Annotated in this window: 24 protein-coding genes; 6 read left to right on the top strand and 18 right to left on the bottom strand. The window is 68.0% G+C overall.

The genetic code is table 11. The annotated features are described in order from the left end of the window. Positions 1 to 2: 2 nt before the first annotated feature. The 16 genes from rplN to rpsL form a co-directional block, all read right to left on the bottom strand. Positions 3 to 371 (bottom strand): 50S ribosomal protein L14, encoded by a 369-nt coding sequence (gene rplN / locus ACWD10_RS00335; RefSeq protein ID WP_119286207.1) that lies wholly within the window; start codon positions 369 to 371, stop codon positions 3 to 5. A gap of 109 nt (positions 372 to 480) precedes the next feature. After that, entirely contained in the window at positions 481 to 765 is a 285-nt protein-coding gene (rpsQ, locus tag ACWD10_RS00330; protein WP_451085326.1) for a 30S ribosomal protein S17, read from the bottom strand. Beyond that, positions 765 to 989, bottom strand: coding sequence for a 50S ribosomal protein L29 (gene rpmC / locus ACWD10_RS00325; RefSeq protein WP_017949657.1), 225 nt, complete (start codon positions 987 to 989; stop codon positions 765 to 767). The genes rpsQ and rpmC overlap by 1 nt, the downstream gene beginning before the upstream one ends. Further along, entirely contained in the window at positions 989 to 1408 is a 420-nt protein-coding gene (gene rplP, locus ACWD10_RS00320; protein WP_451085324.1) for a 50S ribosomal protein L16, read from the bottom strand. Before rplP ends, rpmC begins: the two co-directional genes overlap by 1 nt. A gap of 5 nt (positions 1409 to 1413) precedes the next feature. Further along, positions 1414 to 2250: a 30S ribosomal protein S3 gene (gene rpsC, locus ACWD10_RS00315; RefSeq protein WP_451085322.1), complete on the bottom strand. Its 837-nt coding sequence runs from the start codon at positions 2248 to 2250 to the stop codon at positions 1414 to 1416. Continuing rightward, positions 2250 to 2597 carry a 50S ribosomal protein L22 gene (gene rplV / locus ACWD10_RS00310; RefSeq protein WP_009327087.1) on the bottom strand — a complete coding sequence of 116 codons (348 nt, stop codon included), beginning with the start codon at positions 2595 to 2597 and terminating at the stop codon, positions 2250 to 2252. The genes rpsC and rplV overlap by 1 nt, the downstream gene beginning before the upstream one ends. A gap of 42 nt (positions 2598 to 2639) precedes the next feature. Then, complete coding sequence (rpsS, locus tag ACWD10_RS00305) at positions 2640 to 2921, bottom strand: 30S ribosomal protein S19 (protein ID WP_003992359.1); 282 nt, start codon at positions 2919 to 2921, stop codon at positions 2640 to 2642. 12 nt (positions 2922 to 2933) lie between these two features. Next, positions 2934 to 3770: a 50S ribosomal protein L2 gene (rplB, locus tag ACWD10_RS00300; protein WP_161692948.1), complete on the bottom strand. Its 837-nt coding sequence runs from the start codon at positions 3768 to 3770 to the stop codon at positions 2934 to 2936. 38 nt (positions 3771 to 3808) lie between these two features. Then, positions 3809 to 4129, bottom strand: coding sequence for a 50S ribosomal protein L23 (gene rplW / locus ACWD10_RS00295; protein WP_451085320.1), 321 nt, complete (start codon positions 4127 to 4129; stop codon positions 3809 to 3811). Further along, the gene (rplD, locus tag ACWD10_RS00290; protein ID WP_451085318.1) at positions 4129 to 4779 is read right to left on the bottom strand and encodes a 50S ribosomal protein L4; all 651 of its coding nucleotides are present in this window, start codon (positions 4777 to 4779) and stop codon (positions 4129 to 4131) included. Before rplD ends, rplW begins: the two co-directional genes overlap by 1 nt. 8 nt (positions 4780 to 4787) lie before the next feature. Next, the gene (gene rplC, locus ACWD10_RS00285; RefSeq protein ID WP_451085316.1) at positions 4788 to 5432 is read right to left on the bottom strand and encodes a 50S ribosomal protein L3; all 645 of its coding nucleotides are present in this window, start codon (positions 5430 to 5432) and stop codon (positions 4788 to 4790) included. Between the two features lie 17 nt (positions 5433 to 5449). After that, entirely contained in the window at positions 5450 to 5758 is a 309-nt protein-coding gene (gene rpsJ / locus ACWD10_RS00280) for a 30S ribosomal protein S10 (protein ID WP_004571821.1), read from the bottom strand. A 581-nt stretch (positions 5759 to 6339) separates the two neighbouring features. Then, positions 6340 to 7533, bottom strand: coding sequence for an elongation factor Tu (gene tuf / locus ACWD10_RS00275; RefSeq protein ID WP_451085314.1), 1194 nt, complete (start codon positions 7531 to 7533; stop codon positions 6340 to 6342). Positions 7534 to 7689: 156 nt separating this feature from the next. Further along, positions 7690 to 9810 carry an elongation factor G gene (gene fusA, locus ACWD10_RS00270; RefSeq protein ID WP_451085312.1) on the bottom strand — a complete coding sequence of 707 codons (2121 nt, stop codon included), beginning with the start codon at positions 9808 to 9810 and terminating at the stop codon, positions 7690 to 7692. Positions 9811 to 9851: 41 nt separating this feature from the next. Next, positions 9852 to 10322 (bottom strand): 30S ribosomal protein S7, encoded by a 471-nt coding sequence (gene rpsG, locus ACWD10_RS00265; RefSeq protein WP_111663838.1) that lies wholly within the window; start codon positions 10320 to 10322, stop codon positions 9852 to 9854. Between the two features lie 2 nt (positions 10323 to 10324). Beyond that, positions 10325 to 10696 (bottom strand): 30S ribosomal protein S12, encoded by a 372-nt coding sequence (rpsL, locus tag ACWD10_RS00260; RefSeq protein WP_007265893.1) that lies wholly within the window; start codon positions 10694 to 10696, stop codon positions 10325 to 10327. A 488-nt stretch (positions 10697 to 11184) separates the two neighbouring features. Between rpsL and ACWD10_RS00255 the strand changes: the two genes are divergently transcribed. From ACWD10_RS00255 to ACWD10_RS00230, 6 genes are all read left to right on the top strand, one after another. Beyond that, a complete protein-coding gene (locus ACWD10_RS00255; RefSeq protein WP_451085859.1) occupies positions 11185 to 11919 on the top strand; it encodes a Crp/Fnr family transcriptional regulator in 735 nt (244 codons plus the stop codon). Between the two features lie 184 nt (positions 11920 to 12103). Further along, positions 12104 to 12985, top strand: coding sequence for a hypothetical protein (locus ACWD10_RS00250; protein WP_451085310.1), 882 nt, complete (start codon positions 12104 to 12106; stop codon positions 12983 to 12985). Beyond that, positions 12982 to 15213, top strand: coding sequence for a hypothetical protein (locus tag ACWD10_RS00245; RefSeq protein WP_451085308.1), 2232 nt, complete (start codon positions 12982 to 12984; stop codon positions 15211 to 15213). The genes ACWD10_RS00250 and ACWD10_RS00245 overlap by 4 nt, the downstream gene beginning before the upstream one ends. Before the next feature lie 122 nt (positions 15214 to 15335). Continuing rightward, positions 15336 to 16790 carry a hypothetical protein gene (locus ACWD10_RS00240; RefSeq protein ID WP_451085306.1) on the top strand — a complete coding sequence of 485 codons (1455 nt, stop codon included), beginning with the start codon at positions 15336 to 15338 and terminating at the stop codon, positions 16788 to 16790. Next, positions 16787 to 17320, top strand: a complete 534-nt coding sequence (locus tag ACWD10_RS00235) for a Pycsar system effector family protein (protein ID WP_451085304.1) — start codon at positions 16787 to 16789, stop codon at positions 17318 to 17320. The genes ACWD10_RS00240 and ACWD10_RS00235 overlap by 4 nt, the downstream gene beginning before the upstream one ends. A 45-nt stretch (positions 17321 to 17365) precedes the next feature. Further along, positions 17366 to 18595 (top strand): M48 family metalloprotease, encoded by a 1230-nt coding sequence (locus ACWD10_RS00230; protein ID WP_451085302.1) that lies wholly within the window; start codon positions 17366 to 17368, stop codon positions 18593 to 18595. A gap of 132 nt (positions 18596 to 18727) precedes the next feature. Here ACWD10_RS00230 and ACWD10_RS00225 read toward each other — a convergent pair whose 3' ends face one another. Next, complete coding sequence (locus ACWD10_RS00225) at positions 18728 to 22642, bottom strand: DNA-directed RNA polymerase subunit beta' (protein ID WP_451085300.1); 3915 nt, start codon at positions 22640 to 22642, stop codon at positions 18728 to 18730. A gap of 95 nt (positions 22643 to 22737) precedes the next feature. Continuing rightward, positions 22738 to 26220 carry a DNA-directed RNA polymerase subunit beta gene (rpoB, locus tag ACWD10_RS00220; RefSeq protein ID WP_451085298.1) on the bottom strand — a complete coding sequence of 1161 codons (3483 nt, stop codon included), beginning with the start codon at positions 26218 to 26220 and terminating at the stop codon, positions 22738 to 22740. Between the last annotated feature and the right edge of the window lie 444 nt (positions 26221 to 26664).

Below are 26664 nucleotides of genomic sequence, written 5' to 3'. Positions count from 1 at the left end.
GCTTACAGCACCTCCGGCGCGAGCGAGATGATCTTCATGAACTTCTTCTCGCGCAGCTCACGGCCCACGGGGCCGAAGATACGGGTGCCGCGAGGGTCGCCGTCGTTCTTCAGAATGACGGCGGCGTTCTCGTCGAAGCGGATGTACGAGCCGTCCGGACGGCGGCGCTCCTTGACGGTGCGAACGATGACCGCCTTGATGACGTCACCCTTCTTCACGTTGCCACCGGGGATCGCGTCCTTGACGGTGGCGACGATGACGTCACCGATGCCCGCGTAGCGGCGACCCGAGCCACCGAGAACACGAATGCAAAGGATTTCCTTCGCACCAGTGTTGTCGGCGACCTTGAGTCGCGACTCCTGCTGGATCACGTCTATCTCCTGATCGTCTGCCGGTTCCCGGCAGGGGCCTTCTCCCATGCGGGAGTTGGCCCCATGCCGAGCCTGGCGGAACTGTCCTGCGGGCTAATCCCCGCAGGAATTACTTGGCCTTCTCGAGGATCTCGACGATGCGCCAGCGCTTGGTGGCGGACAGCGGACGCGTCTCCATCAGGAGGACGCGGTCGCCGATGCCGGCAGCGTTCTGCTCGTCGTGCGCCTTGAGCTTGTTCGTACGGCGGATGACCTTGCCGTACAGCGCGTGCTTGACGCGGTCCTCGACAGCGACGACGACGGTCTTGTCCATCTTGTCGCTGACGACCAGACCCTCACGGGTCTTGCGGAAGCCGCGGGCGGCAGTCTCTTCAGTCACGTTCTTCTCGCTCATCAGGCGCTCTCCACCGTCTCGATGCCCAGCTCGCGCTCACGCATGAGGGTGTAGATCCGCGCGATGTCCTTGCGGACGGCCTTGAGCCGGCCGTGGTTCTCGAGCTGGCCGGTCGCCGCCTGGAAGCGGAGGTTGAACAGCTCTTCCTTGGCCTCGCGGAGCTTGGCGACAAGCTCCTCGTTGCCCAGCTCGCGCAGCTCGGACGCCTTGGTGCCGGCCGACATCACGCTTCACCTGCCTCGCGCCGAACAATGCGGCACTTCATCGGAAGCTTGTGAGCAGCGCGGGTAAGCGCCTCACGCGCAATCTTCTCGTTCGGGTAGGACAGCTCGAACATCACCCGTCCGGGCTTGACGTTCGCGACCCACCACTCGGGGGAGCCCTTACCGGAACCCATGCGGGTCTCGGCGGGCTTCTTGGTCAGCGGGCGGTCCGGGTAGATGTTGATCCACACCTTGCCGCCACGCTTGATGTGACGCGTCATGGCGATACGAGCCGCCTCGATCTGACGGTTCGTCACGTACGCGGGGGTCAGGGCCTGGATCCCGTACTCGCCGAACGCCACCTCGGTACCGCCCTTGGCCATGCCAGTGCGCTTGGGGTGGTGCTGCTTGCGGTGCTTGACCCTACGAGGGATCAGCATGTCGGTCAGGCCTCCGTTCCAGTGCTCTCAGCCGGAGCAGCAGTGGCGGCGGTAGCCGCCGAGGACTCCGTCTTGGGGGCCTCGGCAGCCGGCGCGCTCTGCTGCGGCTTGCGGCCACGACGCTCGCCACCGCGGCCACGGGCCGGGCGGTCGCTGCCACCACGGGCCGGGCGGTTGCCGGCGCGGGCAGCGGCGTTTTCGGCGCGGACCTCGGCGATGTTCTTGACGTCGCCCTTGTAGATCCAGACCTTCACGCCGATGCGGCCGAAGGTCGTCTTGGCCTCGAAGAAGCCGTAGTCGACGTTCGCGCGGAGCGTGTGCAGGGGCACGCGGCCCTCGCGGTAGAACTCCGAGCGGGACATCTCGGCACCGCCGAGACGACCGCCGCACTGGATCTTGATGCCCTTGGCACCCGCCTTCATGGCCGACTGCATGCTCTTACGCATGGCGCGGCGGAAGGAGACGCGGGAGGACAGCTGCTCGGCAACGGCCTGGGCAACCAGCTGAGCGTCGGTCTCGGGGTTCTTGACCTCGAGGATGTTCAGCTGGACCTGCTTGCCCGTGAGCTTCTCGAGGTCACCGCGGATGCGGTCGGCCTCGGCGCCACGGCGGCCGATGACGATGCCCGGGCGGGCGGTGTGGATGTCCACGCGGACACGGTCACGGGTGCGCTCGATCTCCACCTTGGAGATGCCGGCGCGCTCCATGCCGGACGTCATCATCCGACGGATGGCGACGTCTTCCTTGACGTAGTCCTTGTACAGCTTGTCGGCGTACCAACGCGACTTGAAGTCGGTCGTGACACCGAGCCGGAACCCGTGCGGGTTTACCTTCTGGCCCATTACCGGGTTCCTTCCTTGCTGCTGACGACCACGGTGATGTGGCTGGTCCGCTTGCGGATCCGGTAGGCACGGCCCTGGGCGCGCGGACGGAACCGCTTCAGGGTCGGGCCCTCGTCGACGTACGCCTCGCTGATGAACAGCGAGGAGGCGTCCGTGTGGTCGTAGTTGTGCGCGGCGTTGGCAATGGCGCTGTCGAGCACCTTGCCGACCGGCACAGACGCGGCCTGCGGGGCGAAACGCAGGACCGCCTGGGCCTCCGTGGCGTCCATGCCACGGATGAGGTCCACCACACGGCGGGCCTTCATGGGCGTGACGCGGATGTACCGCGCCTGGGCCCTGGCTTCCATGGTTGTCCCTTCGGTGTTAGTCATAGTCGATTCCACCCCGCCTTAGCGGCGCTTCGACTTCCGGTCGTCCTTGACGTGACCCCGGAAGGTGCGGGTCGGCGAGAACTCGCCGAGCTTGTGGCCGACCATCGACTCGGTGACGAACACCGGGATGTGGGTCTTGCCGTTGTGCACCGCGAGCGTGTGGCCGAGCATGGCCGGCACGATCATGGAGCGACGGGACCAGGTCTTGATGACGTTCTTGGTGCCGGCTTCGTTCTGGGCGTCCACCTTCTTGATCAGGTGGTCGTCGACGAAGGGCCCCTTCTTCAGGCTACGAGGCATCTCAACCCGTCCTTAGCGCTTCTTGTTCGTCTTGCGGCGGCGGACGATGTACTTGTTCGACGCCTTCTTGGGCGAACGAGTACGGCCTTCCTTCTTGCCCCAGGGCGAGACCGGGTGGCGACCACCGGAGGTCTTGCCCTCACCACCACCGTGCGGGTGGTCAACCGGGTTCATCACGACACCGCGAACGGTGGGACGGACGCCCAGCCAGCGCTTACGGCCGGCCTTACCCCAGTTGATGTTCGACTGCTCGGCGTTGCCGACCTCGCCGATGGTGGCGCGGCAGCGGACGTCGACCAGGCGGATCTCTCCGGACGGCATGCGGAGGTGGGCCATCGAGCCCTCCTTCGCGAGCAGCTGCACGGAGGCACCCGCGGAACGGGCGAACTTCGCGCCACCACCGGGACGGAGCTCGATCGCGTGGATCGTGGTACCGACCGGGATGTTGCGGAGCGCCAGGTTGTTGCCGGGCTTGATGTCGGCCCCGGGGCCGTTCTCGATCCGGTCGCCCTGGTTCAGGCCACGCGGAGCGATGATGTAGCGCTTCTCGCCGTCTGCGTAGTGCAGCAGCGCGATGCGCGCGGTGCGGTTCGGGTCGTACTCGATGTGCGCGACCTTCGCCGGCACGCCGTCCTTGTCGTGACGACGGAAGTCGATCACGCGGTAGGCGCGCTTGTGGCCGCCACCCTGGTGGCGAACGGTCACACGACCGGAATTGTTACGGCCGCCCTTGCTGTGCAGGGGGCGGACCAGCGACTTCTCCGGCGTGGACCGCGTGACCTCGACGAAGTCGGCGACGGAGGAGCCACGGCGGCCCGGCGTCGTCGGCTTGTACTTGCGGATTCCCATTTCTCAGTCCTCGTCCGATATCGGACCAGGGCGCTCCGTTAGGAGGCCTGGCCGAAGATGTCGATACGGTCGCCCTCGGCGAGGGTCACGATGGCGCGCTTGGTGTTGGCGCGCTTACCGAAACCGGTGCGGGTGCGCTTGCGCTTGCCCTGGCGGTTGATCGTGTTGACCCCGGTGACCTTGACCGAGAAGACCGCCTCGACGGCCTGCTTGATCTGGGTCTTGTTCGCACGCGGGTCGACGATGAACGTGTACTTGTTCTCGTCGAGCAGGGCGTAGCTCTTCTCCGACACGACCGGCTTGACGAGGACGTCCCGGGGGTCGGTGAAGGTCTTGCTGGTGACGGTGGCCTCAGTCATCAGGCCTCGCTCCCTTCGGTCTCATTGGCCTTGGGGCCAGCGACGAAGGAGTCGAAGGCGGCCTTGGTGAAGACCACGTCGTCCGAGACGAGCACGTCGTACGTGTTCAGCTGGCCCGGCTCCAGGATGTGCACCTGGGGCAGGTTGCGAGCCGACAGCAGGGCCTTCTCGTCCTCGCGGGCGATGACCAGGAGCACGTTCTTGCGCTCGGAGATCTTGCCCAGGAGGGTCTTGGCGGCCTTGGTGGAGACGTCGCCCTCGACCACGTCGGACACGACGTGGATGCGGTTGTGACGGGCCCGGTCGGAGAGGGCGCCACGCAGCGCGGCGGCCTTCATCTTCTTCGGGGTCCGCTGCGAGTAGTCACGCGGCACGGGGCCGTGGACCACGCCACCGCCGGCGAACTGCGGCGCACGGGTCGAACCCTGGCGCGCGCGGCCGGTGCCCTTCTGGCGGTACGGCTTCTTGCCACCGCCGCGGACCTCGCCACGGGTCTTGGTCTTGTGCGTGCCCTGTCGGGCAGCGGCCAGCTGGGCGACGACGACCTGGTGGATCAGCGGAACGCTGGTCTTCGCGTCGAAGATCTCCGAAGGGAGCTCGACGGTCCCGGCCTTGTCGCCAGCCGGCGAAAGGATGTCAATGGTGCTCATCGGTTACCTCAGGCCCCCTTGGCCGCGGTACGGACCAGGACGAGGCCGCCGTTCGGACCAGGAACCGCGCCCTTGATGAGCAGCAGACCCTTCTCCGCGTCAACGGCGTGGACGGTCAGGTTCTGGGTGGTGACCCGCTCGTTGCCCATACGGCCCGCCATGCGGAGGCCCTTGAACACACGGCCAGGGGTGGCGCAGCCACCGATGGAACCGGGAGAGCGGTGCTTGCGCTGGGTACCGTGCCCGGCGCCGAGGCCACCGAAGTTGTGGCGCTTCATGACACCGGCGAAGCCCTTGCCCTTGCTCTTGCCGGTCACGTCCACCTTGACGCCGGCCTCGAAGGTGTCGGCGGTGATCTCCTGGCCGAGGGTGTACTCGCTGGCGTCAGCGGTACGGATCTCGACGAGGTGACGGCGGGGGGTGACGTCGGCCTTGGAGAAGTGGCCCTTGAGGGGCTTGTTCACCTTGCGCGGGTCGATCTCGCCGAAGGCGATCTGGACCGACTCGTAGCCGTCGGTGTCATTCGTACGGACCTGGGTCACGACGTTCGGACCGGCCTTGACGACGGTGACGGGAACAACGCGGTTGTTCTCGTCCCACACCTGCGTCATGCCGAGCTTCTCGCCCAGGATGCCCTTGATCTGCTTAGCCATCTCTCAGATCACCGGCCTCAGAGCTTGATCTCGATGTCGACACCGGCCGGGAGGTCGAGTCGCATCAGAGAGTCAACGGTCTTGGGGGTCGGGTCGAGGATGTCGATCAGGCGCTTGTGCGTGCGCATCTCGAAGTGCTCGCGCGAGTCCTTGTACTTGTGCGGCGACTTGATGACGCAGTACACGTTCTTCTCAGTGGGCAGCGGCACCGGGCCCGCGACCGACGCACCAGTACGGGTCACCGTCTCGACGATCTTCTTCGCCGACGTGTCGATGACCTCGTGGTCGTAGGCCTTGAGCCGGATGCGGATCTTCTGTCCCGCCATGGCTACTTCGTAGTCCTGTCTCTCGTAACGCTCTGGAACCCGGTGACTCCGGCCCTCTTCTCCGACCCACGCGGTCGGGCGTGTCGCAGTCCCGTCGACATGGATCTCCCAAAGGGATTTCCCTGCTAGGGGTGCGGGCCGTAAGACCGCGAGCCGGGGAAGCCTGCAACGTGAGCGGCTTGGCCACCGGATGCCTGGCTGAAGGCACCCCGCTGACGCTTCCCGGAAGATTCCCGTACGTCCGCCACAGCGCTGCCCTTACGGCAGTTGGGGCGACGAGTACTGTGGGACTCGCTTCCGGTCCTCCCGGCGGGAGGCGCGCAGCATCGGCACTCAACCGAGCAACCTGGACAGTGTGCCATATGGGCCGTGTCGGGCGCCAATCAGGGCGAGGAAGCGTACCCCCCAAGGCCCCCTTGTCAAACCCATGTGCCCGCACGGCGCCGCGCATTCGGCTGCCGACGCGCAGCCGCGTACGAGCCGACGCACAGCCGCACACGACCGGAGCCCCCGTACACACGAGGTGTACGGGGGCTCCGGCTTGAGCTGGTGCTCGGCGAGCTACCAGGTCAGATCGTCAATTACTTGAGGATCTTGGTGACCTGGCCGGCGCCGACGGTCCGGCCACCCTCACGGATGGCGAACTTCAGGCCCTCCTCCATGGCGACGGGCTGGATGAGCTGAACCTTCATCTCAGTGTTGTCGCCGGGCATGACCATCTCGGTGCCCTCGGGGAGCTCCACAACACCGGTCACGTCAGTCGTACGGAAGTAGAACTGCGGGCGGTAGTTGTTGAAGAACGGCGTGTGGCGGCCACCCTCGTCCTTGGAGAGGATGTAGGCCTGCGCCTCGAACTCGGTGTGCGGGGTGACCGAGCCCGGCTTGATGATGACCTGGCCGCGCTCGACGTCCTCGCGCTTGATGCCGCGGAGCAGCAGACCGACGTTCTCACCGGCCTGGCCCTCGTCGAGCAGCTTGCGGAACATCTCGATGCCGGTGACCGTGGTGGTGGTCTTCTCGGTCTTGATGCCGATGATGTCGACGGTCTCGTTGACCTTCAGGACACCACGCTCGATACGGCCGGTGACGACCGTACCGCGACCGGTGATCGTGAAGACGTCCTCGATCGGCATGAGGAACGGCTTGTCGACGTCGCGCTCCGGCTCCGGAATGGCGGTGTCGACGGCGTTCATGAGCTCGAGGACCGAGTTGCCCCACTCCTTGTCGCCCTCGAGGGCCTTCAGGGCGGAGACCTTGACGACCGGAACGTCGTCGCCCGGGAACTCGTACTCGGAGAGGAGCTCACGGACCTCGAGCTCGACGAGCTCCAGGATCTCCTCGTCGTCCACCATGTCGGCCTTGTTCAGGGCGACAACGATGTACGGAACGCCGACCTGGCGGGCCAGGAGCACGTGCTCCTTGGTCTGCGGCATCGGGCCGTCGGTCGCGGCGACCACCAGGATCGCGCCGTCCATCTGGGCGGCACCGGTGATCATGTTCTTGATGTAGTCCGCGTGACCGGGGCAGTCGACGTGGGCGTAGTGACGCGTCTCGGTCTGGTACTCGACGTGCGCGATGGAGATGGTGATACCGCGCTGACGCTCCTCGGGCGCCTTGTCGATCATGTCGAAGGCCGAAGCCTCGTTCAGGTCGGGGTACGCGTCGTGCAGCACCTTGGTAATGGCGGCCGTGAGGGTCGTCTTACCGTGGTCAATGTGACCGATGGTGCCGATGTTGACGTGCGGCTTAGTCCGCTCGAACTTCGCCTTCGCCACTGGGGTCCTCCTGTGGAGTGGTTCTGTACGCCTTACTCATCGGCGCCAGGTGATCTTTGCTGGGATGCCCGGGGCCCAGGGGCATTACCTTCCGGTTGGGGAGGTAATGCCCCCTTAAGGCTCCGGTGACAAGCCTAAAGCTTGAACTCGGGTGAGTTACTCGCCCTTGGCCTTCGCGATGATCTCCTCGGCGACGTTCCGGGGAACCTCGGCGTAGGAGTCGAACTGCATCGAGTAGCTTGCGCGACCCGAGGTCTTGCTGCGGAGGTCGCCGACGTAGCCGAACATCTCCGACAGCGGCACCAGGCCCGTGACGAGCTTGGCACCGTGGCGGTCTTCCATGGACTGGATCTGACCGCGACGGGAGTTGATGTCACCGATGACGTCACCCATGTAGTCCTCGGGCGTCGTCACCTCGACCTTCATCATCGGCTCGAGCAGGGCCGGGGACGCCTTCTTCGCGGCCTCCTTGAAGGCCATCGAACCGGCGATCTTGAAGGCCATCTCCGAGGAGTCGACCTCATGGTAGGCACCGTCGAGCAGGATGACCCGGACACCCGTGAGCGGGTAGCCGGCGAGCACACCGAACTCCATGGCCTCCTGGCAGCCCGCGTCCACGGACGGGATGTACTCCCGCGGGATGCGGCCACCGGTGACCTTGTTCTCGAACTCGTAGCCGTCGCCCTCAAGGGGCTCGAGCGCGATCTGCACCTTGGCGAACTGACCGGAACCACCGGTCTGCTTCTTGTGCGTGTAGTCCAGGCGCTCGACCTGCTTGCGCAGGGTCTCGCGGTACGCCACCTGCGGCTTACCGACGTTGGCCTCGACCCGGAACTCGCGCTTCATGCGGTCGACGAGGACGTCCAGGTGGAGCTCGCCCATACCGGCGATGATCGTCTGGCCGGTCTCCTCGTCGGTCTTGACGCGGAAGGACGGGTCCTCCTCGGCCAGGCGCTGGATGGCGACACCCAGCTTCTCCTGGTCGCCCTTGGACTTGGGCTCGATCGCGACCTCGATGACCGGCGCCGGGAAGTCCATGGACTCCAGGATGACCTGGTTCTTGTCGTCGCAGAGCGTCTCACCGGTGGTGGTCTGCTTCAGGCCCATGACGGCGACGATGTCGCCGGCGCCCACCGACTCGATCTCCTCACGCTTGTTCGCGTGCATGCGGTAGATCTTGCCGATGCGCTCCTTCTTGCCCTTCACGGAGTTCAGCACCGCGGTGCCGGACACCAGGCGGCCCGAGTAGACCCGGATGAAGGTGAGCTTGCCCAGGTGCGGGTCGGAAGCGATCTTGAACGCGAGGGCGGAGAGCGGCTCGTCCTCGGACGGCTTCCGCTTGACGACCTCGTCGGGGTTGTTGACCGCGTGGCCCTCGATCGCCTCGATGTCGAGCGGCGACGGGAGGAAGCGGACAACGGCGTCGAGCAGCGGCTGGACACCCTTGTTCTTGAACGCGGTACCGCAGAACACCGGGGTGACGGTGGTGCCCTCGCTCTTGCCGGACGCGATGGTGATACGACGGATCGCGGCGTACAGCTGCTCCACGGAGGGCTCCTCGCCCTCCAGGTACAGCTCCATGATCTCTTCGTCGTTCTCGGCCACGGCCTCAAGGAGCTTGCCGCGGTACTCCTCGGCGGCCTCCTTGTGGGTGTCCGGGATGTCGACGGTGTCGTACATCTCGCCCTTGGTGGCCTCGGCGGACCACACGAAGGCCTTCATCGTGACCAGGTCGACGACGCCCTTGAAGTCCGCCTCGGCACCGATCGGCAGCTGCATGACCAGCGGCTGCGCGCCCAGGCGGTCGGTGATCATGTCGACGCAGCGGTGGAACTCGGCGCCGGTGCGGTCGAGCTTGTTGACGAAGCAGATACGCGGAACGCCGTAACGGTCCGCCTGCCGCCAAACGGTCTCGGACTGGGGCTCGACACCGGCCACACCGTCGAACACCGTCACGGCACCGTCGAGCACGCGCAGGGAGCGCTCCACCTCAACGGTGAAGTCGACGTGCCCCGGGGTGTCGATGATGTTGATGGTGTGGTCGACGTTTTCGAGCGGCCAGTGACAAGTGGTGGCTGCGGAGGTGATGGTGATACCACGCTCCTGCTCCTGCTCCATCCAGTCCATCGTGGCAGCGCCGTCGTGGACCTCACCGATCTTGTACGAAACACCGGTGTAGAACAGGATCCGCTCGGTGGTCGTCGTCTTGCCCGCGTCGATGTGGGCCATGATGCCGATGTTGCGCACCTTGGCCAGGTCAAGCGAAGTGGTAGCCATAAGGCTTCAGTCTTCTCTCGGTCTCTCGATGTGGGTTTCGACTACCAGCGGTAGTGCGCGAAGGCCTTGTTGGACTCGGCCATCTTGTGCGTGTCCTCGCGCTTCTTCACGGCTGCGCCGAGGCCGTTGGAGGCATCGAGCAGCTCGTTCATCAGACGCTCGGTCATGGTCTTCTCGCGGCGGGCGCGGGAGTAACCCACGAGCCAGCGGAGCGCGAGGGTGTTGGCGCGGCCGGGCTTGACCTCAACCGGAACCTGGTAGGTCGCACCACCGACACGGCGGGACTTGACCTCGAGGGTCGGCTTGATGTTCTCGAGCGCGCGCTTGAGCGTGATGACCGGGTCGTTGCCGGACTTCTCGCGCAGACCCTCCATGGCGCCGTACACGATGCGCTCGGCGGTGGAGCGCTTGCCGTTCAGCAGCACCTTGTTGATGAGGGAGGTCACCAGAGGAGAACCGTAGACCGGGTCGATGATGACCGGGCGCTTCGGGGCGGGGCCCTTACGAGGCATTCTTACTTCTCCTTCTTGGCGCCGTAGCGGCTGCGGGCCTGCTTGCGGTTCTTGACCGCCTGGGTGTCGAGCGCACCCCGGATGATCTTGTAGCGAACACCCGGCAGGTCCTTCACACGACCGCCGCGCACGAGCACGATGGAGTGCTCCTGCAGGTTGTGCCCCTCACCCGGGATGTAGGCCGTGACCTCGATGCCGGAGGTCAGACGCACACGCGCGACCTTACGGAGGGCCGAGTTCGGCTTCTTCGGGGTGGTGGTGAACACACGCGTGCAGACGCCACGGCGCTGGGGCGAAGCCTCCAGGGCCGGCGTCTTCGTCTTCTCGACCTTGTCCTGCCGGCCCTTTCGGACCAGCTGCTGGATCGTAGGCACTACTTCTCCGGTTTCTGTGTGCCGTATGAGTAAAGCTAACCTGGAACTTTGCCGACCCACGCGGTCGGGTGTGTCGAACCCTGCACGCTCCGCTGATAAGGCGGAGGGGATGCGGATTGCGGCGGCCTTGATCGGTACTCACCGATCGGAACTCACCGGGCGGACGATGGGCACGCACGGGAGCCCAGGCACACCCCAGGCACAAGGTCTGAGCGTACCTACCGCATGGACTTCGGTCAAAACAAATGAATGGGCCCTGACACGCCGGAGTTGTCGCCTTCTGCTACGGACGTCGGCCGGACGAATCAGGACGGCTCGGGGTGGCGGCCTTGATGTGATTTCGGCCGTTCCACGGTAGCGCGCCCGCACACTTTCGGCCGTTCACCGGCGACCGCACCTTCAACGCCCGGGTGCCGGCCGTACCTTGATCGACTGGCTGGCCGGTACGGCAACGGCGTCGACGATCGGGGGTTCGACCGGTGCGCAATCTGCCGGAGGGCGACGACGGCCTCCATGACCGGGTGCCGTTCCTCGCCCGGCTCGAACCGGAGGACCGTACGGCGCTGCTCGCCCTCGGCCGGGAGCTGCGGTTCGCCGCCAAGGTGCCGCTGATGCAGCAGCACGAGCCGTCCACGCACGTCCTGGTCGTGCTGCACGGCTGGACCAAGGTGACCGCCACCGCGGACGACGGCTATGAGGCGCTGCTCGCGCTGCGCGGCCCCGGCGACCTGATCGGCGAGTCGGCCGGGCTCACCGGGCGGCCGCGCTCGGCGACCGTGACCGCCCTCGAGACCGTCCAGGCCGTGGCGATCGAACGGGACCGCTTCATGGCGTACCTCGAAGAGCGGGGTCATGTGGGCGTGAAGCTCATGGGCCTGATCGCGGAGCGGACCCGCGCGGCCGACTCGCGCTGGGTGCTCTTCGCCTCGATGACCACCCTGGAGCGGGTCGCGGCGCTGCTCCTGGACCTCGCCCGGGCACACGGCCGGCGGGTGCCCGACGGCATCGACCTCGGGGTGGCCCTGAGCAAACAGGAGCTCGCCGGTGCCGTGGCCGCCTCCCGCGAAATGCTCCAACGGGTGCTCAAGGACCTCCGGGACCGCGGCGTGGTGACCACCGGGAGGCGGACGGTCGTGATCCTGCGGCCGGACATCCTGCGGCGGATCGCTCGACGGGAGCGGCCTTCGGGGGGCGCGGGGGGCGCGGCTTCCGGCAGGTGGTGAGTCCTTCGGAGGGAGTACGGGAGTTCGGGGGTCGCCGCGCCGTTCTGTGCACACGGTCACAGAACGAGTGCGTCATCCGCCCTAACTCCCCGCGGCCCGCGCCCGCCACGCTGCTGCCTGCCGACCCGTCCGGCCAGTCCGGCCGTCCGGCCAGTCCGACCAGTGACCGAGCGAGAGGCAGGGCATGAGCGCCGCCGCGAGCGACCCCGTGAGCAGGACGATCCTTCTGCTCGACATCGAGAAGTACAGCGACCGCGACGACGTCGAGCAGGCGTACTTACGGCGCATGCTCTACGACCTCACCGACGAGACCCTGGAGGCCGCGGGCATCGACGAGACGCTCCGGCTGCGCGCCGACCGGGGCGACTCCGTGATGGAGCTGATCGACGCCAACGCCTCCGTACCGGCCCTGCTCCGGGCCCTGCTCACCGAGGTTCCGATACGCCTCCGGGCGACGAACCGGATGGCCTCGAGCTCGGCCCAGATACGGCTGCGCGCCGTGCTCGCGACCGGGTACGTCGCCGTCGACGGGCACGGCGGCTGGGTGGGCAGCCAGCTCAACCACGCCTGCCGGCTGCTCGACGCCGAGCTGCTGCGGCGGGCGCTGCGGCAGCGGCCGGACGACTTCGCGCTCTGCGTCTCGGACGCGGTGCACGCCGGGATCGTGCGGCAGGGGCACCCGGGCATCCCCGCCGAGGAGTTCCACGCCATCACGGTGGACTCCAAGAACGGTCCGCTCAGCGCCTGGCTGCACGGGCCGGTGCCGGAGGATGCGGACGCCGCGTCGGTGGCGGACGCCACGTCGGTGGCCGAAGCCGAGGCCCCCCGTACCGCCGACGACAAGCAGGGAACCGCAGCCGCACCCCCCGCCGGCCCACCGGCAGCCGCCATCTTCAACGGCAACGTCACCTTCGGCGGCGGCTACGTCGCCGGGGACCAACACGGCGTCAGCGGCGGCCAGGTCACCGGCGACGTACACGTCGGCGGAACCGGAAACACCGGTACCGGCACCGGCACCGGCACCGGCACCACCGGAACCGACCCCGAGCGAGGTGAGCGCCCATGAGTGCCGACGAGGCACCGGGCGGCGCACGCCCCGCGGACGCGGAGGGCAAGCCCGCCGACCCGGCCGCCCCCGGCGCCGAGCCCCCCGAGAGCGGAGCGGCCGAGGACCAGCAGGCCCCGGACGACGCCGACCGGCCGCAGGACGCCTGGGCCGCACGGCGCGACCTCTACCAGCACAGCCCCAAGATCATGGTGGGCGACGGCGCGGGCTTCGGCGGCGGCTTCGTCGCCCGCGATCAGCACGGCGTCAGCGGCGGCCAGGTCACCGGCGACGTCATCATGGGCAGCAAGACGGAGATCTACCACCTGGGCGTGCCCGGGCCCACGCACGCCTCCGGGGAGGTCCCCGAGTCCGTCCTCGCCCGGCTCGAACGGTCCTTCGTCGCCGACGAGTCCGTACTCGACGGGCTCCTCGCGCGGCTGCGCGCCGAGCGCGTCCTGGTGCTCTCCGGGGCGCACTTCACCGGGCGGCGCACCGCGGCCCTCATGCTTCTGCGCCGCCTGGGCGCCTCGCCCGTACGCACCCTCGACCGCACCACCTCGCCGAACGCGCTGGCCGGACAGCTCGACGGCGACACCGGCGGTGGCTATGTCCTGTGCGACCTCAGCACGCGCCGCGACCAGCCGCTGCGCGAGCCGCACCTGCTCGCCATACGCGAGAAACTCGCCGAGAAGGACGCCCACTTGGTGATCACGGTGGGCCCCACGGCGGCGCTCGAGGACATCCCCGTCACGCGCTGGGTGCCGCCGGGCGCCGCCGACGTCCTCACGGCGCAACTGCACGCGGAGACCGACGAGAAGACCGTCGAGCGGCTGCTCGCGCTCGACTCCGTGGCCGACTTCCTCGGCCGCGACCACCAGTTGCGCGAGGTGGCGGCCTTCGCCAGGACCCTGCTGCGGTACGCGGACGGGGCGGCGGGCGAGGCCGACGTGGCGCGCTTCTCGCTCGCCTCCCTGGAGAGCCAGGTGCAGGAGTGGTTCGACGCGGACGAGGCGATCACACCGCTGCGGGACAAGGCGTTCCTGGTCGCGCTCGCCGCCTTCGACGGTGCGCCGTACGCCCTCACCGCCGAGTTGAGCGACGCCCTCTACGCGTATCTCCAGGAGACCGAGAACCGCCTCAAGGTGCCCGAGGTCCCGGTCTTCGGCACCTCGATCGCGGGGCGGCTCCAGCTCGCCCGCGCCACGTCGTACGAGGAGACCGAGGACACCGAGTGGGGGCACGTCACCCAGTCCAAGGCCGCCTACCAGGACGACCGGGCCGCGCTGGTGCTGCTGCGCGAGGTGTGGATCGGGCACCCGTCGGCGCGGCCCGGCCTGGTGCGGTGGCTCCGGCTGCTCGCGGGTGACGGGCGGCCCCTCGTCCGTACCCGCGCGGCCGCCACGGTCGCCGTGCTCGCCGCCACCGATCTGCCGTCCGCCATGGCCCTGGTGGTGGAGCCCTGGGTGCACTCCGAGCGGTTCCGGCACCGCAACGCCGCGGTCAACGCGCTCGCCCTCACGCACATGCTGGGCAGCAGCGCCAACGTGCCGCGGATCCTCGACACCTGGTGCACGGACGACGACCCGCGGCGCTGCTGGGTCGCCGTGCGCGCGCACGCGCTGATCGGCCCGGAGCGCCCGCGCGAGACGCTCGCCGCGCTGCGCCGCGCGGTGCGCAAGGAGTACGGAGCCGACGCGTCGGATCAGCCCGTCGGGCCCGACGGGCCCGACGAGACGATGCTGGCCGAACTCGCCGACTCCGTCGAGCTGCTGCTCCTCTCCCCCGCCGCCGGCGAGGTCCTCGCCGAGCTCACCCGGACCCTCGACGACGACCGTGCCGTGCACGACCTGGCCCTCGGCGGCTTTCTGCGCGCCTGCGGCCGTACGGAGACGGAGAACGACGAGCCGTACGGGCTTCCGCTGCTCCTGTCCCGGTACGCCGAGTCGGCCGCGGCGGGCACGCCGGACGCCCGGCACATCGCGACGCTCTGGCGGGCCGCCCTCGGCGACCGGCAGCACACCGGGCACGCGCTCGACGTGCTGCGCGACTGGGTGCTCAGCGCCGACCGGGACCAGGCGGTGGAGTGGCAACTCGCCGCGCTGCTCCCGGAGTTGGCCGAGCCCGGGCCCGCCCGGCAGCGCCTGGGCCATCTGCTGCGCACCATGCCCGGCGAGGACGGGAGCCCGCCGCCGCGGGTCGCGGAGCGGCTGCTGACCGTACTGCCCGGGGAACGCGCGCCCGCCTGACGCGGTCCGCGTGACGCGGTCCGTCCGGCGATGGCGCGGTCCGTCCGGCGCGGTTCGCGTGGCGCGCCGCGCCCTCCCCTACCCCCTCCACTCGATCTTGATCCTTCGAGGAGACGCCCACCATGGCCGACTTCCGCCGCCGACTGCCCGACTGGCAGCAGTCCGCAGACCGGCACAGTCAGTTGACCGACCCGGTCATCACCGTGCGCCAGCTGTCGCGGCTCGACTTCACCACGCGCAAGCCACCCACCCGTATCGACCACGCCCTCGTCTTCGCGACCGCCCAGGGCGGCTACGAGACGTACCTGCCGCCGCTGCGTCCGACCCGCAGCGAGGCGGCGGGCAAGCGCTACACCGCCGTGTACGAGGTGGACATGGGCGTCCATCCCGTATCGGCCGCACTCGCGCTGCCCAGCGACAACGACGCCTTCGAGTTCGGCGTCGCGGTCGAGCTGTCCTGGCAGGTGGTCGACCCCGCCCGGTTCGTGGCCAGCGGGCACCGCAATGTGCCGGGGCTCCTGATCGGCGAGTTGCAGCAGGCCGCGCGGCCGGTCGCCCGCCGGTTCCCGATCGCGCGCAGCGCCGACGCGGAGCAGGAGCTGCTGCGGACCCTGACCATGGGGGCGCCGCTCGGCGAGACCGCGGGCCTCCGGGTCACCTGGACGGTGCGGCTGCGCAGGGACGACGAGAACATCGCCCACCAGCAGCGCCTGCAGGCCATCGACCACGCCGCCACGGAGGGCGTCCGCACGGCGCAGCGCGGCATGGAGCTCGACGTCGAGCAGGACCGCCGCAGTCGGCAGCAGGACGCGCTCCAGATCGAACGGGCCTCCCAGTACGGCCGCCAGGAGCAGGAGTTGGCGCTCCAGCAACAACAGTGGCAGCACGAACGGGCCCTGCAGCGCGGGCGGCAGGAGCTGGAGCTGCAACAGCTCGAGACCGAGAAGATCAAGTTCTACCAGTGGCATCTGGAGCAGCGCGGGGTGCAGTCGTGGGCCATGCATCTGGCCCGCCACCCCGAGGACACCGAGCTGGTCATGAACAACATGCGCGAGGACCAACTCCGGTTCATCCAGGCTCAGATGGACCTCGTCGGGCAGCTCCTGGGCGGCGATCACGCCGAGGGGTACGAGCTGGAGGGTCCCAAGCAGCTGGCGCTGCGCGCGATGAGCGACATCCTCAGCCAGCGCCTTCCGGGGGTGTCGCCCCCGGACTCCGGGGGCGGACCGGCCTCGCCGCCGTCTCCGCCGTCTCCGCCGTCGCTGGACAAGTCCCCGGCTTCTGCGGGCGGTACGGCAGACGCGGCAGATACAGCGGATAGGGCGGATACGGCGTCGCAGCAACGTCAACGTCAGGAAGCAGCCGCACCACCTGCCGCCCCCAACTCCCCGGGCACCCTCGACGGCTGGCAGCCGCCACCCGGCTACGGCAGCACCCCCGTCATGCCCCCGCCCCCACCCGGCCCGCCACCGCCCCCACCGGCAGCCACCGGCAACGAGCAGCCCGACGGCGAAGGACCCAACAGCCAAGGACCCCACAGCGAAGGGCCCACCGACGAAGGGCCCAACCCCTCATGAGCACCACCCCGACACCCACCACACCCCGCCCCACCGCCGCCACCACCGAAGCCACCGCGGCCCAGCTCCTCACCGACCTGCGCGCCGAGATCGCCCGCGCCGACAGCAAGGCCGCCGTCCTCGTCGCCGCGCTCGGCATGACGGCCGGTGTCCTCAGCGGGCTGCTCGCCGGCCGGTCCTGGTCCCCGGGCGACCTGGGCGCGGCGGGGGCCGTGACCTGGTGGGCCGGTGCGCTCGCCCTGGCCCTCGCGCTGTTCGCCCTGCTCATGGCTGTCGTACCGCGCTACGGCGGCGACACCTGGACCCCCGGCCGACCGCTCACGTACTTCGACGACATCCAACGCGCCGCCCGGCAGGGCGAGTTGGCGGCCGCGCTTGAGGTCACGGCGGGCGCCCCGACCGCGGGCCTGCTCGCCGCCCTCACCGCGAACAGCCGTATCGCCGCCCGCAAGCACCTCTGGATCCGCGCCGGACTGCTCGCCTTCGCCACCGGCGCGGTGCTCCTGCCCGGCGCCCTGCTCATCGGCTGACGAGCCCGCACCCACTCCCCACCCGAACAAACGGGAGCCACGACCATGACGACCCCACCCGAACCCGCCTACCCCGAGCCCAAGCCCGAGCCCGAGCCGGAACCCGGATACCCCAAGGCCGCACCCCCCGAACCCGCCTACCCCGAGCCCGAGTACCCACAGCACTCCCCCACCCCAGAACCGGAACCCACCTACCCACAAGCACCCCCGCACCAGCCCCCACCACAGCCCTCAACACCCCCGACACCTCCGCCCCCACAGCCTCAGCAGCCTCAACAGCCCGAACAACCCCAACAGCCCTCACACCCCCACGACATAAGCTTCGACCAACGCCGCATCCACCTCTCCGACCGCCAGCGCGGAGCGGACGCCGCCACGGTCGGCGGGCTGCTCCTGCACATCCCGAACTTCCTCGGCAGCCTCCTGGTCGTCAGCCTGGTCTCCCTGCTCTTCGGCGGCATCGGCTTCCTCGTCGTCCTGGCCTGGCTGCTCAGCGGGCTGCTCGTCTTCCACCGCCCCACCGAGAGCGTCATCGCCCGCCACCTCCTCCGGCTGCGCTACCCCACCCCCGAAGAGCGCGCCAGGCTGGAGCCCGTCTGGCGCGAGGTCACCGCACGCGCGGGCGTCGACGGCCGTACGTACGAGCTGTGGGTCGAGGACAGCGACGACCTGAACGCGGTCGCGGCGGCCGGCCACATCGTCGGTGTCACGCGCTTCGCCATGAACCGGCTGCCCTCCGGCCAGCTCGCCGCGGTCCTGGCACACGAGTTGGGGCACCACACCGGCGGCCACAGCTGGTCCTCGCTGCTCGGCTACTGGTACGCGCTGCCGGGCCGGTTCGCCTGGCGGCTGCTTCGTGCGGTGGCGTTCGGGATGCTGCGGGTGTCCCGCGCCTTCTCCTGCTTCGGCGTCGGCTTCGTGCTGCTTGTCTTCGGGGCGTTCACCTTCACGACGCTGACCTCGTTGTACGGTCTGCCGCTGCTCCTGCTCGTCATCCCGTATCTGATCGCCGCCGTCGGCCGCCGCGCCGAGCTCCGCGCCGACCAGCAGGCGGCCGCCCTCGGCTTCGCCCCGATGCTCGCGGAGGTGCTCGCCACCATGCACGCCGCCGAGGAGGAGCAACTGCGCGCCGCGGTCCGGGCCGCCCACCCCGGCGTACCGCCGGACCGGCTCCCGCCCCCACAGCAGGCCCCGCTGGCGAAGCTGCTCTCCTCGCACCCGGACTACCACACCCGCCTGCACCACCTGCAGCCGTACCTCGGCCCGAGCCGCTGACCGCCCGAGCCGGCTGACTGTCCGAGCCGCCGAACCCGCACCGGCGGCCCGGTCCCGGAGCCCCCGGACACGCCGAAGGGCGGCCACTCCGTTACCCAACGGAGCGACCGCCCTTCAACTCAAGCTGCTCGCTTACTGGTTGTACGGACCGTAGTCGTAGTCCTCCAGCGGAACGGCCTGGCCGGAGCCCGTGCCGAACGGCGAGTAGTCGATGTCGTCGTAGCCGACGGCCGAGTACATCGCGGCCTTGGCCTCCTCGGTCGGCTCGACCCGGATGTTCCGGTAGCGGGACAGGCCCGTACCGGCCGGGATGAGCTTACCGATGATGACGTTCTCCTTGAGGCCGATCAGGGAGTCGGACTTGGCGTTGATCGCCGCGTCCGTCAGGACCCTGGTCGTCTCCTGGAAGGACGCCGCCGACAGCCACGACTCGGTGGCCAGCGAGGCCTTGGTGATACCCATCAGCTGCGGACGGCCGGAGGCGGGCGAGCCGCCCTCCTGCACCACGCGGCGGTTCTCGGTCTCGAACTTGCCGCGCTCCACGAGCTCGCCCGGCAGCAGCTCCGCGTCGCCGGACTCGATGATCGTCACACGGCGCAGCATCTGCCGGATGATGATCTCGATGTGCTTGTCGTGGATCGCCACACCCTGCGAGTTGTAGACCTTCTGCACCTCGCCGACCAGGTGGACCTGAACGGCCCGCTGGCCGAGGATGCGCAGCACGTCGTGCGGGTTCTCGGTACCCACGGTGAGCTTCTGGCCCACCTGGACGTGGTCGCCCTCGCTGACCATGAGACGGGCGCGCTTCGAGATCGGGTACGCCGTCTCGTCGCTGCCGTCGTCCGGCGTGACAACGACCTTCTTGGTCTTCTCGGTCTCCTCGATCCGGACGCGACCGGCGGACTCCGAAATCGGAGCCATACCCTTCGGCGACCGGGCCTCGAAGAGCTCGACGACACGCGGCAGACCCTGGGTGATGTCGTCACCGGCCACACCACCGGTGTGGAAGGTACGCATCGTCAGCTGGGTGCCGGGCTCACCGATGGACTGGGCGGCGATGATGCCGACCGCCTCACCGATGTCGACCAGCTTGCCGGTGGCGAGCGAACGGCCGTAGCAGTACGCACACGTGCCGACCGCCGACTCACAGGTCAGCACCGAGCGGGTCTTGACCTCCTCGACGCCGTGGGCGACGAGGGTGTCGATCAGGACGTCACCCAGGTCGACATTGGCCGGCGCGATGACCTTGCCGTCGACGACGACGTCCTCGGCGAGCATCCGCGCGTACACCGAGGACTCGACGTTCTCGGCCTTGCGGAGCACACCGGCGGCGTCCTTGGCGGCGATCTTCAGCTTGAGGCCGCGGTCGGTGCCACAGTCCTCCTCGCGAATGATCACGTCCTGCGAGACGTCCACCAGACGACGGGTCAGGTAACCCGAGTCGGCGGTACGCAGAGCGGTGTCCGCCAGACCCTTACGGGCACCGTGCGTGGAGATGAAGTACTCCAGCACGGACAGGCCCTCGCGGAAGGACGCCTTAATGGGACGCGGGATCGTCTCGTTCTTGGCGTTGGACACCAGACCACGCATACCGGCGATCTGACGCATCTGCATCATGTTTCCTCGAGCACCCGAATTCACCATCATGAAGATGGGGTTGGTCTTCGGGAAGTTCTCGGACATCGCCTCGGCGACCTCGTTGGTCGCGCGGGTCCAGATGGTGATCAGCTCGTTGGTGCGCTCGTCCTTGGTGATCAGACCGCGCTCGTACTGCTTCTGGACCTTCTCGTCCTGTGCCTCGTAGTTGGCGACGATGTTCTTCTTCGCCTCGGGCACGACCACGTCGGAGATGGCGACGGTGACACCGGAGCGGGTGGCCCAGTAGTAACCGGCCGCCTTCAGGTTGTCGAGCGTCGCCGCCACGATGGTCTTCGGGTAGCGCTCGGCGAGGTCGTTGACGATCTCGGAGAGCTGCTTCTTGCCGACCTCGTAGTCCACGAACGGGTAGTCCTCGGGCAGCAGCTCGTTGAAGAGCGCGCGGCCCAGGGACGTACGCATCCGGAAGCTGTCACCGGGCTGCCACGCCCCTTCCCCGACGCGGTCGTCCCCTTCCTCGAGCGCAGGCGGGGTCCAGCCACGCGGAGGCATGCTGCCCACCGGGAAGCGGATGTCGATCGGCGCCTGGAGCGAGAGCTCCTTCGCGTCGAACGCCATGACCGCCTCGGCCGTCGACGTGAACGACCGGCCCTCGCCCCGCACGTCCCGGAACTCCGGGTCCGTGGTGAGGAAGAACAGACCGAGCACCATGTCCTGGGTCGGCATGGTGACCGGACGGCCGTCGGCCGGCTTGAGGATGTTGTTCGAGGACAGCATCAGGATGCGGGCCTCGGCCTGCGCCTCCGCGGACAGCGGCAGGTGCACGGCCATCTGGTCACCGTCGAAGTCCGCGTTGAACGCGGTGCAGACGAGCGGGTGAATCTGAATGGCCTTGCCCTCGACCAGCTGCGGCTCGAAGGCCTGGATGCCGAGGCGGTGCAGGGTGGGCGCACGGTTGAGGAGCACCGGGTGCTCCGCGATGACCTCTTCGAGGACGTCGTACACGACCGTGCGGCCGCGCTCGACCATGCGCTTGGCCGACTTGATGTTCTGCGCGTGGTTCAGGTCGACCAGGCGCTTCATCACGAACGGCTTGAACAGCTCGAGCGCCATGTACTTCGGCAGACCGCACTGGTGCAGCTTGAGCTGCGGGCCGACGACGATGACGGAACGCGCCGAGTAGTCGACACGCTTACCGAGCAGGTTCTGACGGAAGCGACCCTGCTTACCCTTCAGCATGTCGCTGAGGGACTTCAGCGGGCGGTTACCGGGACCGGTGACCGGGCGACCGCGGCGGCCGTTGTCGAACAGCGCGTCGACGGCCTCCTGCAGCATCCGCTTCTCGTTGTTCACGATGATCTCGGGCGCACCGAGGTCAAGGAGACGCTTGAGGCGGTTGTTGCGGTTGATGACCCGGCGGTACAGGTCGTTCAGGTCGGAGGTCGCGAAGCGGCCACCGTCCAGCTGCACCATCGGACGCAGGTCCGGCGGGATGACCGGCACGCAGTCGAGCACCATGCCCTTGGGGCTGTTGCTGGTCTGCAGGAACGCGGAGACGACCTTGAGGCGCTTGAGCGCACGGGTCTTCTTCTGGCCCTTGCCGGTACGGATGATCTCGCGGAGACGCTCGGCCTCCTCGTCGAGGTCGAAGGACTCCAGGCGCTTCTGCAGCGCCGCGGCACCCATCGAGCCGTCGAAGTACGTGCCGAAGCGGTCACGCAGCTCGCGGTAGAGCAGCTCGTCGCCCTCGAGGTCCTGGACCTTGAGGTTCTTGAAGCGGTTCCACACCTCGTCGAGACGGTCGATCTCGCGCTGCGCACGGTCACGCAGCTGCTTCATCTCACGCTCGGCGCCCTCGCGCACCTTGCGGCGCACGTCCGCCTTGGCGCCCTCGGCCTCGAGCTCGGCCAGGTCGGTCTCGAGCTTCTTGGCGCGGGCCTCCAGGTCGGAGTCGCGACGGTTCTCGATCTGCTGACGCTCGACCGAGACGTGCGCCTCCAGGGAGGGCAGGTCGCGGGTGCGGCGCTCCTCGTCGACGTACGTGATCATGTACGCCGCGAAGTAGATGACCTTCTCGAGGTCCTTGGGGGCAAGGTCGAGCAGGTAGCCAAGGCGCGACGGAACGCCCTTGAAGTACCAGATGTGGGTGACGGGAGCGGCCAGCTCAATGTGGCCCATCCGCTCACGCCGCACCTTGGCGCGAGTGACCTCGACGCCGCAGCGCTCACAGATGATGCCCTTGAAGCGGACACGCTTGTACTTGCCGCAGTAGCACTCCCAGTCCCGGGTCGGGCCGAAGATCTTCTCGCAGAAGAGGCCGTCCTTTTCGGGCTTGAGGGTGCGGTAGTTGATGGTCTCCGGCTTCTTGACCTCGCCGTGGGACCACTGTCGGATGTCGTCCGCGGTCGCGAGGCCGATCCGCAGCTCGTCGAAGAAGTTGACGTCGAGCACTTGTCGTCAATCCCTCTTTCGGGGTCGTGTCTCAATCATGGTCTGGGGGTCCGGGGTGGGGCCGGGACCTCACGGGGAGGTCCCGGCCAGACCCGTCAGACCTCTTCGACGCTGCTCGGCTCGCGCCGGGACAGGTCGATACCGAGCTCCTCCGCTGCGCGGAAGACGTCTTCGTCCGTGTCCCGCATCTCGATGGACATGCCGTCCGAGGACAGCACCTCCACGTTGAGGCAGAGGGACTGCATCTCCTTGATGAGCACCTTGAAGGACTCGGGGATGCCGGGCTCGGGGATGTTCTCGCCCTTGACGATGGCCTCGTAGACCTTCACGCGGCCGGTGACGTCGTCGGACTTGATGGTCAGGAGCTCCTGAAGGGCGTAAGCGGCGCCGTAAGCCTCAAGGGCCCACACCTCCATCTCACCGAAGCGCTGACCACCGAACTGAGCCTTACCACCCAGCGGCTGCTGGGTGATCATGGAGTACGGACCGGTCGAGCGCGCGTGCAGCTTGTCGTCGACCAGGTGGTGCAGCTTCAGGATGTACATGTACCCGATCGAGATCGGGTCCGGGAACGGCTCGCCCGAGCGGCCGTCGAACAGCTGCGCCTTGCCGGACGGGAGGACCATGCGGTCACCGTCGCGGTTGGGCAGAGCGTGCTCGAAGAGGCCGGCGAGCTCGTCCTCACGGGCGCCGTCGAAGACCGGGGTCGCGACGTTGGAACGCGCGGGCACCTCGTCGGCGCCGATGTTCTTCAGACGCTCCATCCACTCCTCGCTGCCCTCGACCTTCCAGCCCTGGCTGGCGAGCCAGCCGAGGTGGATCTCGAGGACCTGTCCCGGGTTCATTCGGGACGGGACACCCAGCGGGTTGAGGATGATGTCGACCGGGGTGCCGTCCTCCAGGAACGGCATGTCCTCGACCGGCAGGATCTTCGAGATGACGCCCTTGTTGCCGTGCCGGCCGGCGAGCTTGTCACCGTCGGTGATCTTGCGCTTCTGCGCCACGTACACGCGAACCAGCTGGTTCACGCCCGGCGGCAGCTCGTCGCCCTCCTCGCGGTCGAAGACGCGGACGCCGATGACCTTGCCGGTCTCGCCGTGCGGCACCTTCAGGGAGGTGTCACGGACCTCGCGGGCCTTCTCACCGAAGATCGCGCGCAGCAGGCGCTCCTCGGGGGTCAGCTCGGTCTCACCCTTGGGGGTCACCTTGCCGACGAGGATGTCACCGGCGACGACCTCGGCACCGATCCGGATGATCCCGCGCTCGTCGAGGTCCGCGAGAACCTCTTCCGACACGTTCGGGATGTCCCGGGTGATCTCCTCCGGGCCGAGCTTGGTGTCACGGGCGTCGACCTCGTGCTCCTCGATGTGGATCGAGGAGAGGACGTCGTCCTGCACGAGGCGCTGCGACAGGATGATCGCGTCCTCGTAGTTGTAGCCCTCCCACGGCATGAACGCCACGAGCAGGTTCTTGCCGAGGGCCATCTCGCCCTCATCGGTCGAGGGACCGTCGGCGAGGACCTGGCCCTCGATGACGCGGGCGCCCTCGTCGACGACGACCTTCTGGTTGAAGGACGTGCCCTGGTTCGAGCGGGAGAACTTGGCCACGCGGTACGTGGTGTAGGTGCCGTCGTCGTTGGCCACCGTCACGTAGTCGGCGGAGACCTCCTGGACGACACCGTCCTTCTCGGCCTTGATGACGTCACCGGCGTCGACCGCGCAGCGGTACTCCATGCCGGTGCCGACCAGCGGCGCCTCGGCCTTGATCAGCGGTACGGCCTGGCGCATCATGTTCGAGCCCATGAGCGCGCGGTTGGCGTCGTCGTGCTCGAGGAACGGGATCATCGCGGTCGCGACCGACACCATCTGGCGCGGCGAGACGTCCATGTAGTCCACGTCGTCGCCGGCGATGTAGTCGACCTCGCCGCCACGGCGGCGGACCAGGACGCGGGCCTCGGCGAAGTGCATGTCGTCGGTGAGCGGCGCGTTCGCCTGCGCGATGACGAAGCGGTCCTCTTCGTCGGCGGTCAGGTAGTCGACGTCGTCGGTGACCACACCATCGACGACCTTGCGGTACGGCGTCTCGACGAAGCCGAACGCGTTGACGCGGCCGTACGAGGCGAGCGAACCGATCAGACCAATGTTCGGGCCTTCAGGGGTCTCGATCGGGCACATGCGGCCGTAGTGAGACGGGTGCACGTCACGGACCTCGAAGCCGGCCCGCTCACGGGAGAGACCACCGGGGCCGAGCGCGGACAGACGACGCTTGTGCGTCAGACCCGAGATCGGGTTCGTCTGGTCCATGAACTGCGACAGCTGGCTGGTGCCGAAGAACTCCTTGATGGAGGCGACGACCGGCCGGATGTTGATCAGGGTCTGCGGCGTGATCGCCTCGACGTCCTGGGTGGTCATGCGCTCACGCACGACGCGCTCCATACGGGCGAGACCCGTACGGACCTGGTTCTGGATCAGCTCGCCGACGTTCCGCAGGCGGCGGTTGCCGAAGTGGTCGATGTCGTCGGTCTCCACAACGACATCGCTGCCGCTGTCCCCGACGGTCTCGGTCTCACCGGCGTGCAGCTTCACCAGGTACTTGATCGTCGCGATGATGTCCTCGACGGTCAGGATCCCGGCGTCCAGCGGAGCGTCCGCGCCCAGCTTCTTGTTGACCTTGTAGCGGCCGACCTTGGCGAGGTCGTAGCGCTTCGGGTTGAAGTACAGGTTCTCGAGCAGCGTCTGCGCGGCCTCACGCGTGGGGGGCTCGCCCGGACGCAGCTTGCGGTAGATGTCGAGCAGCGCGTCGTCCTGGCCCTGGGTGTGGTCCTTCTCCAGGGTGGCGCGCATGGACTCGTACTCGCCGAACTCCTCGAGGATCTGCTCGGTCGTCCAGCCGAGCGCCTTGAGCAGTACGGTCACCGACTGCTTGCGCTTGCGGTCGATGCGGACACCGACCATGTCGCGCTTGTCGATCTCCATCTCCAGCCAGGCACCCCGGGACGGGATGATCTTGGCGGAGAAGATGTCCTTGTCCGACGTCTTGTCGATGGAGGAGTCGAAGTAGACACCCGGCGAGCGGACCAACTGCGAGACGACGACGCGCTCGGTGCCGTTGATGCAGAAGGTGCCCTTGTTGGTCATGAGCGGGAAGTCGCCCATGAAGACCGTCTGGGACTTGATCTCGCCGGTCTCGTTGTTGGTGAACTCGGCCGTGACGAAGAGCGGCGCGGCGTACGTGAAGTCGCGCTCCTTGCACTCGTCGATCGAGTTCTTCGGCGGCTCGAAGCGGTGGTCGCGGAAGGTCAGCGACATCGACCCGGAGAAGTCCTCGATCGGGGAGATCTCCTCGAAGATCTCCTCCAGACCGGACTTGGTGGGGACGTCCTGTCCACTGTCCAGAGCGGCCTCGACGCGAGCCTTCCAGGCGTCATTGCCGAGCAGCCAGTCAAAGCTCTCGGTTTGCAGCGCAAGAAGGTTCGGAACCTCGAGGGGCTCCTTGATCTTTGCGAATGAGATGCGCAGCGGGGCGGTGCTGGCGCCGTTGTTCGTACTGGCGGTCGAGGCGTTGCGCGAGGCGGCCAAGAGGGGGTCCTTCCGAGGGCTCGGACTCACTACGCGCGTACCGGTCCCACGCCGAGCCATGCCGAGTAAAATCCCAGGTCAGGAACGATCACTCAACGATGCTCAAACGGTGGGCATGCCCCTGGTGACGGGCAGGAGGCAGCTAACAGGCAGCGCAAAGGGTCAGTGTAGCCACTCGGCCCACTGATGTCCAGAGCGGGTTTTTCTCAGACCCACGAACACCTCTACGTCTTGCTGTTGTCGGCACCCTCGGCAGACCCCTCGCCGCTGGGCGCATATCCACACTGCCCTCTTTGCCGCCGATCCATGCCTCGGATCTCGGATCGATGCGACGACGCGTCCCGAGAATTGCGCGCTGCGTGCGGTTCGTCAAGGCCCCCCTGCCCAAACCGGGCCGCCACGATCGTCACCAAGGAGGCGCCGGAGGCACAACGAAGATCACCA

The organism is Streptomyces sp. NPDC002851 (assembly GCF_053591935.1).
This window is presented reverse-complemented; position numbering and strand designations above follow the sequence as displayed.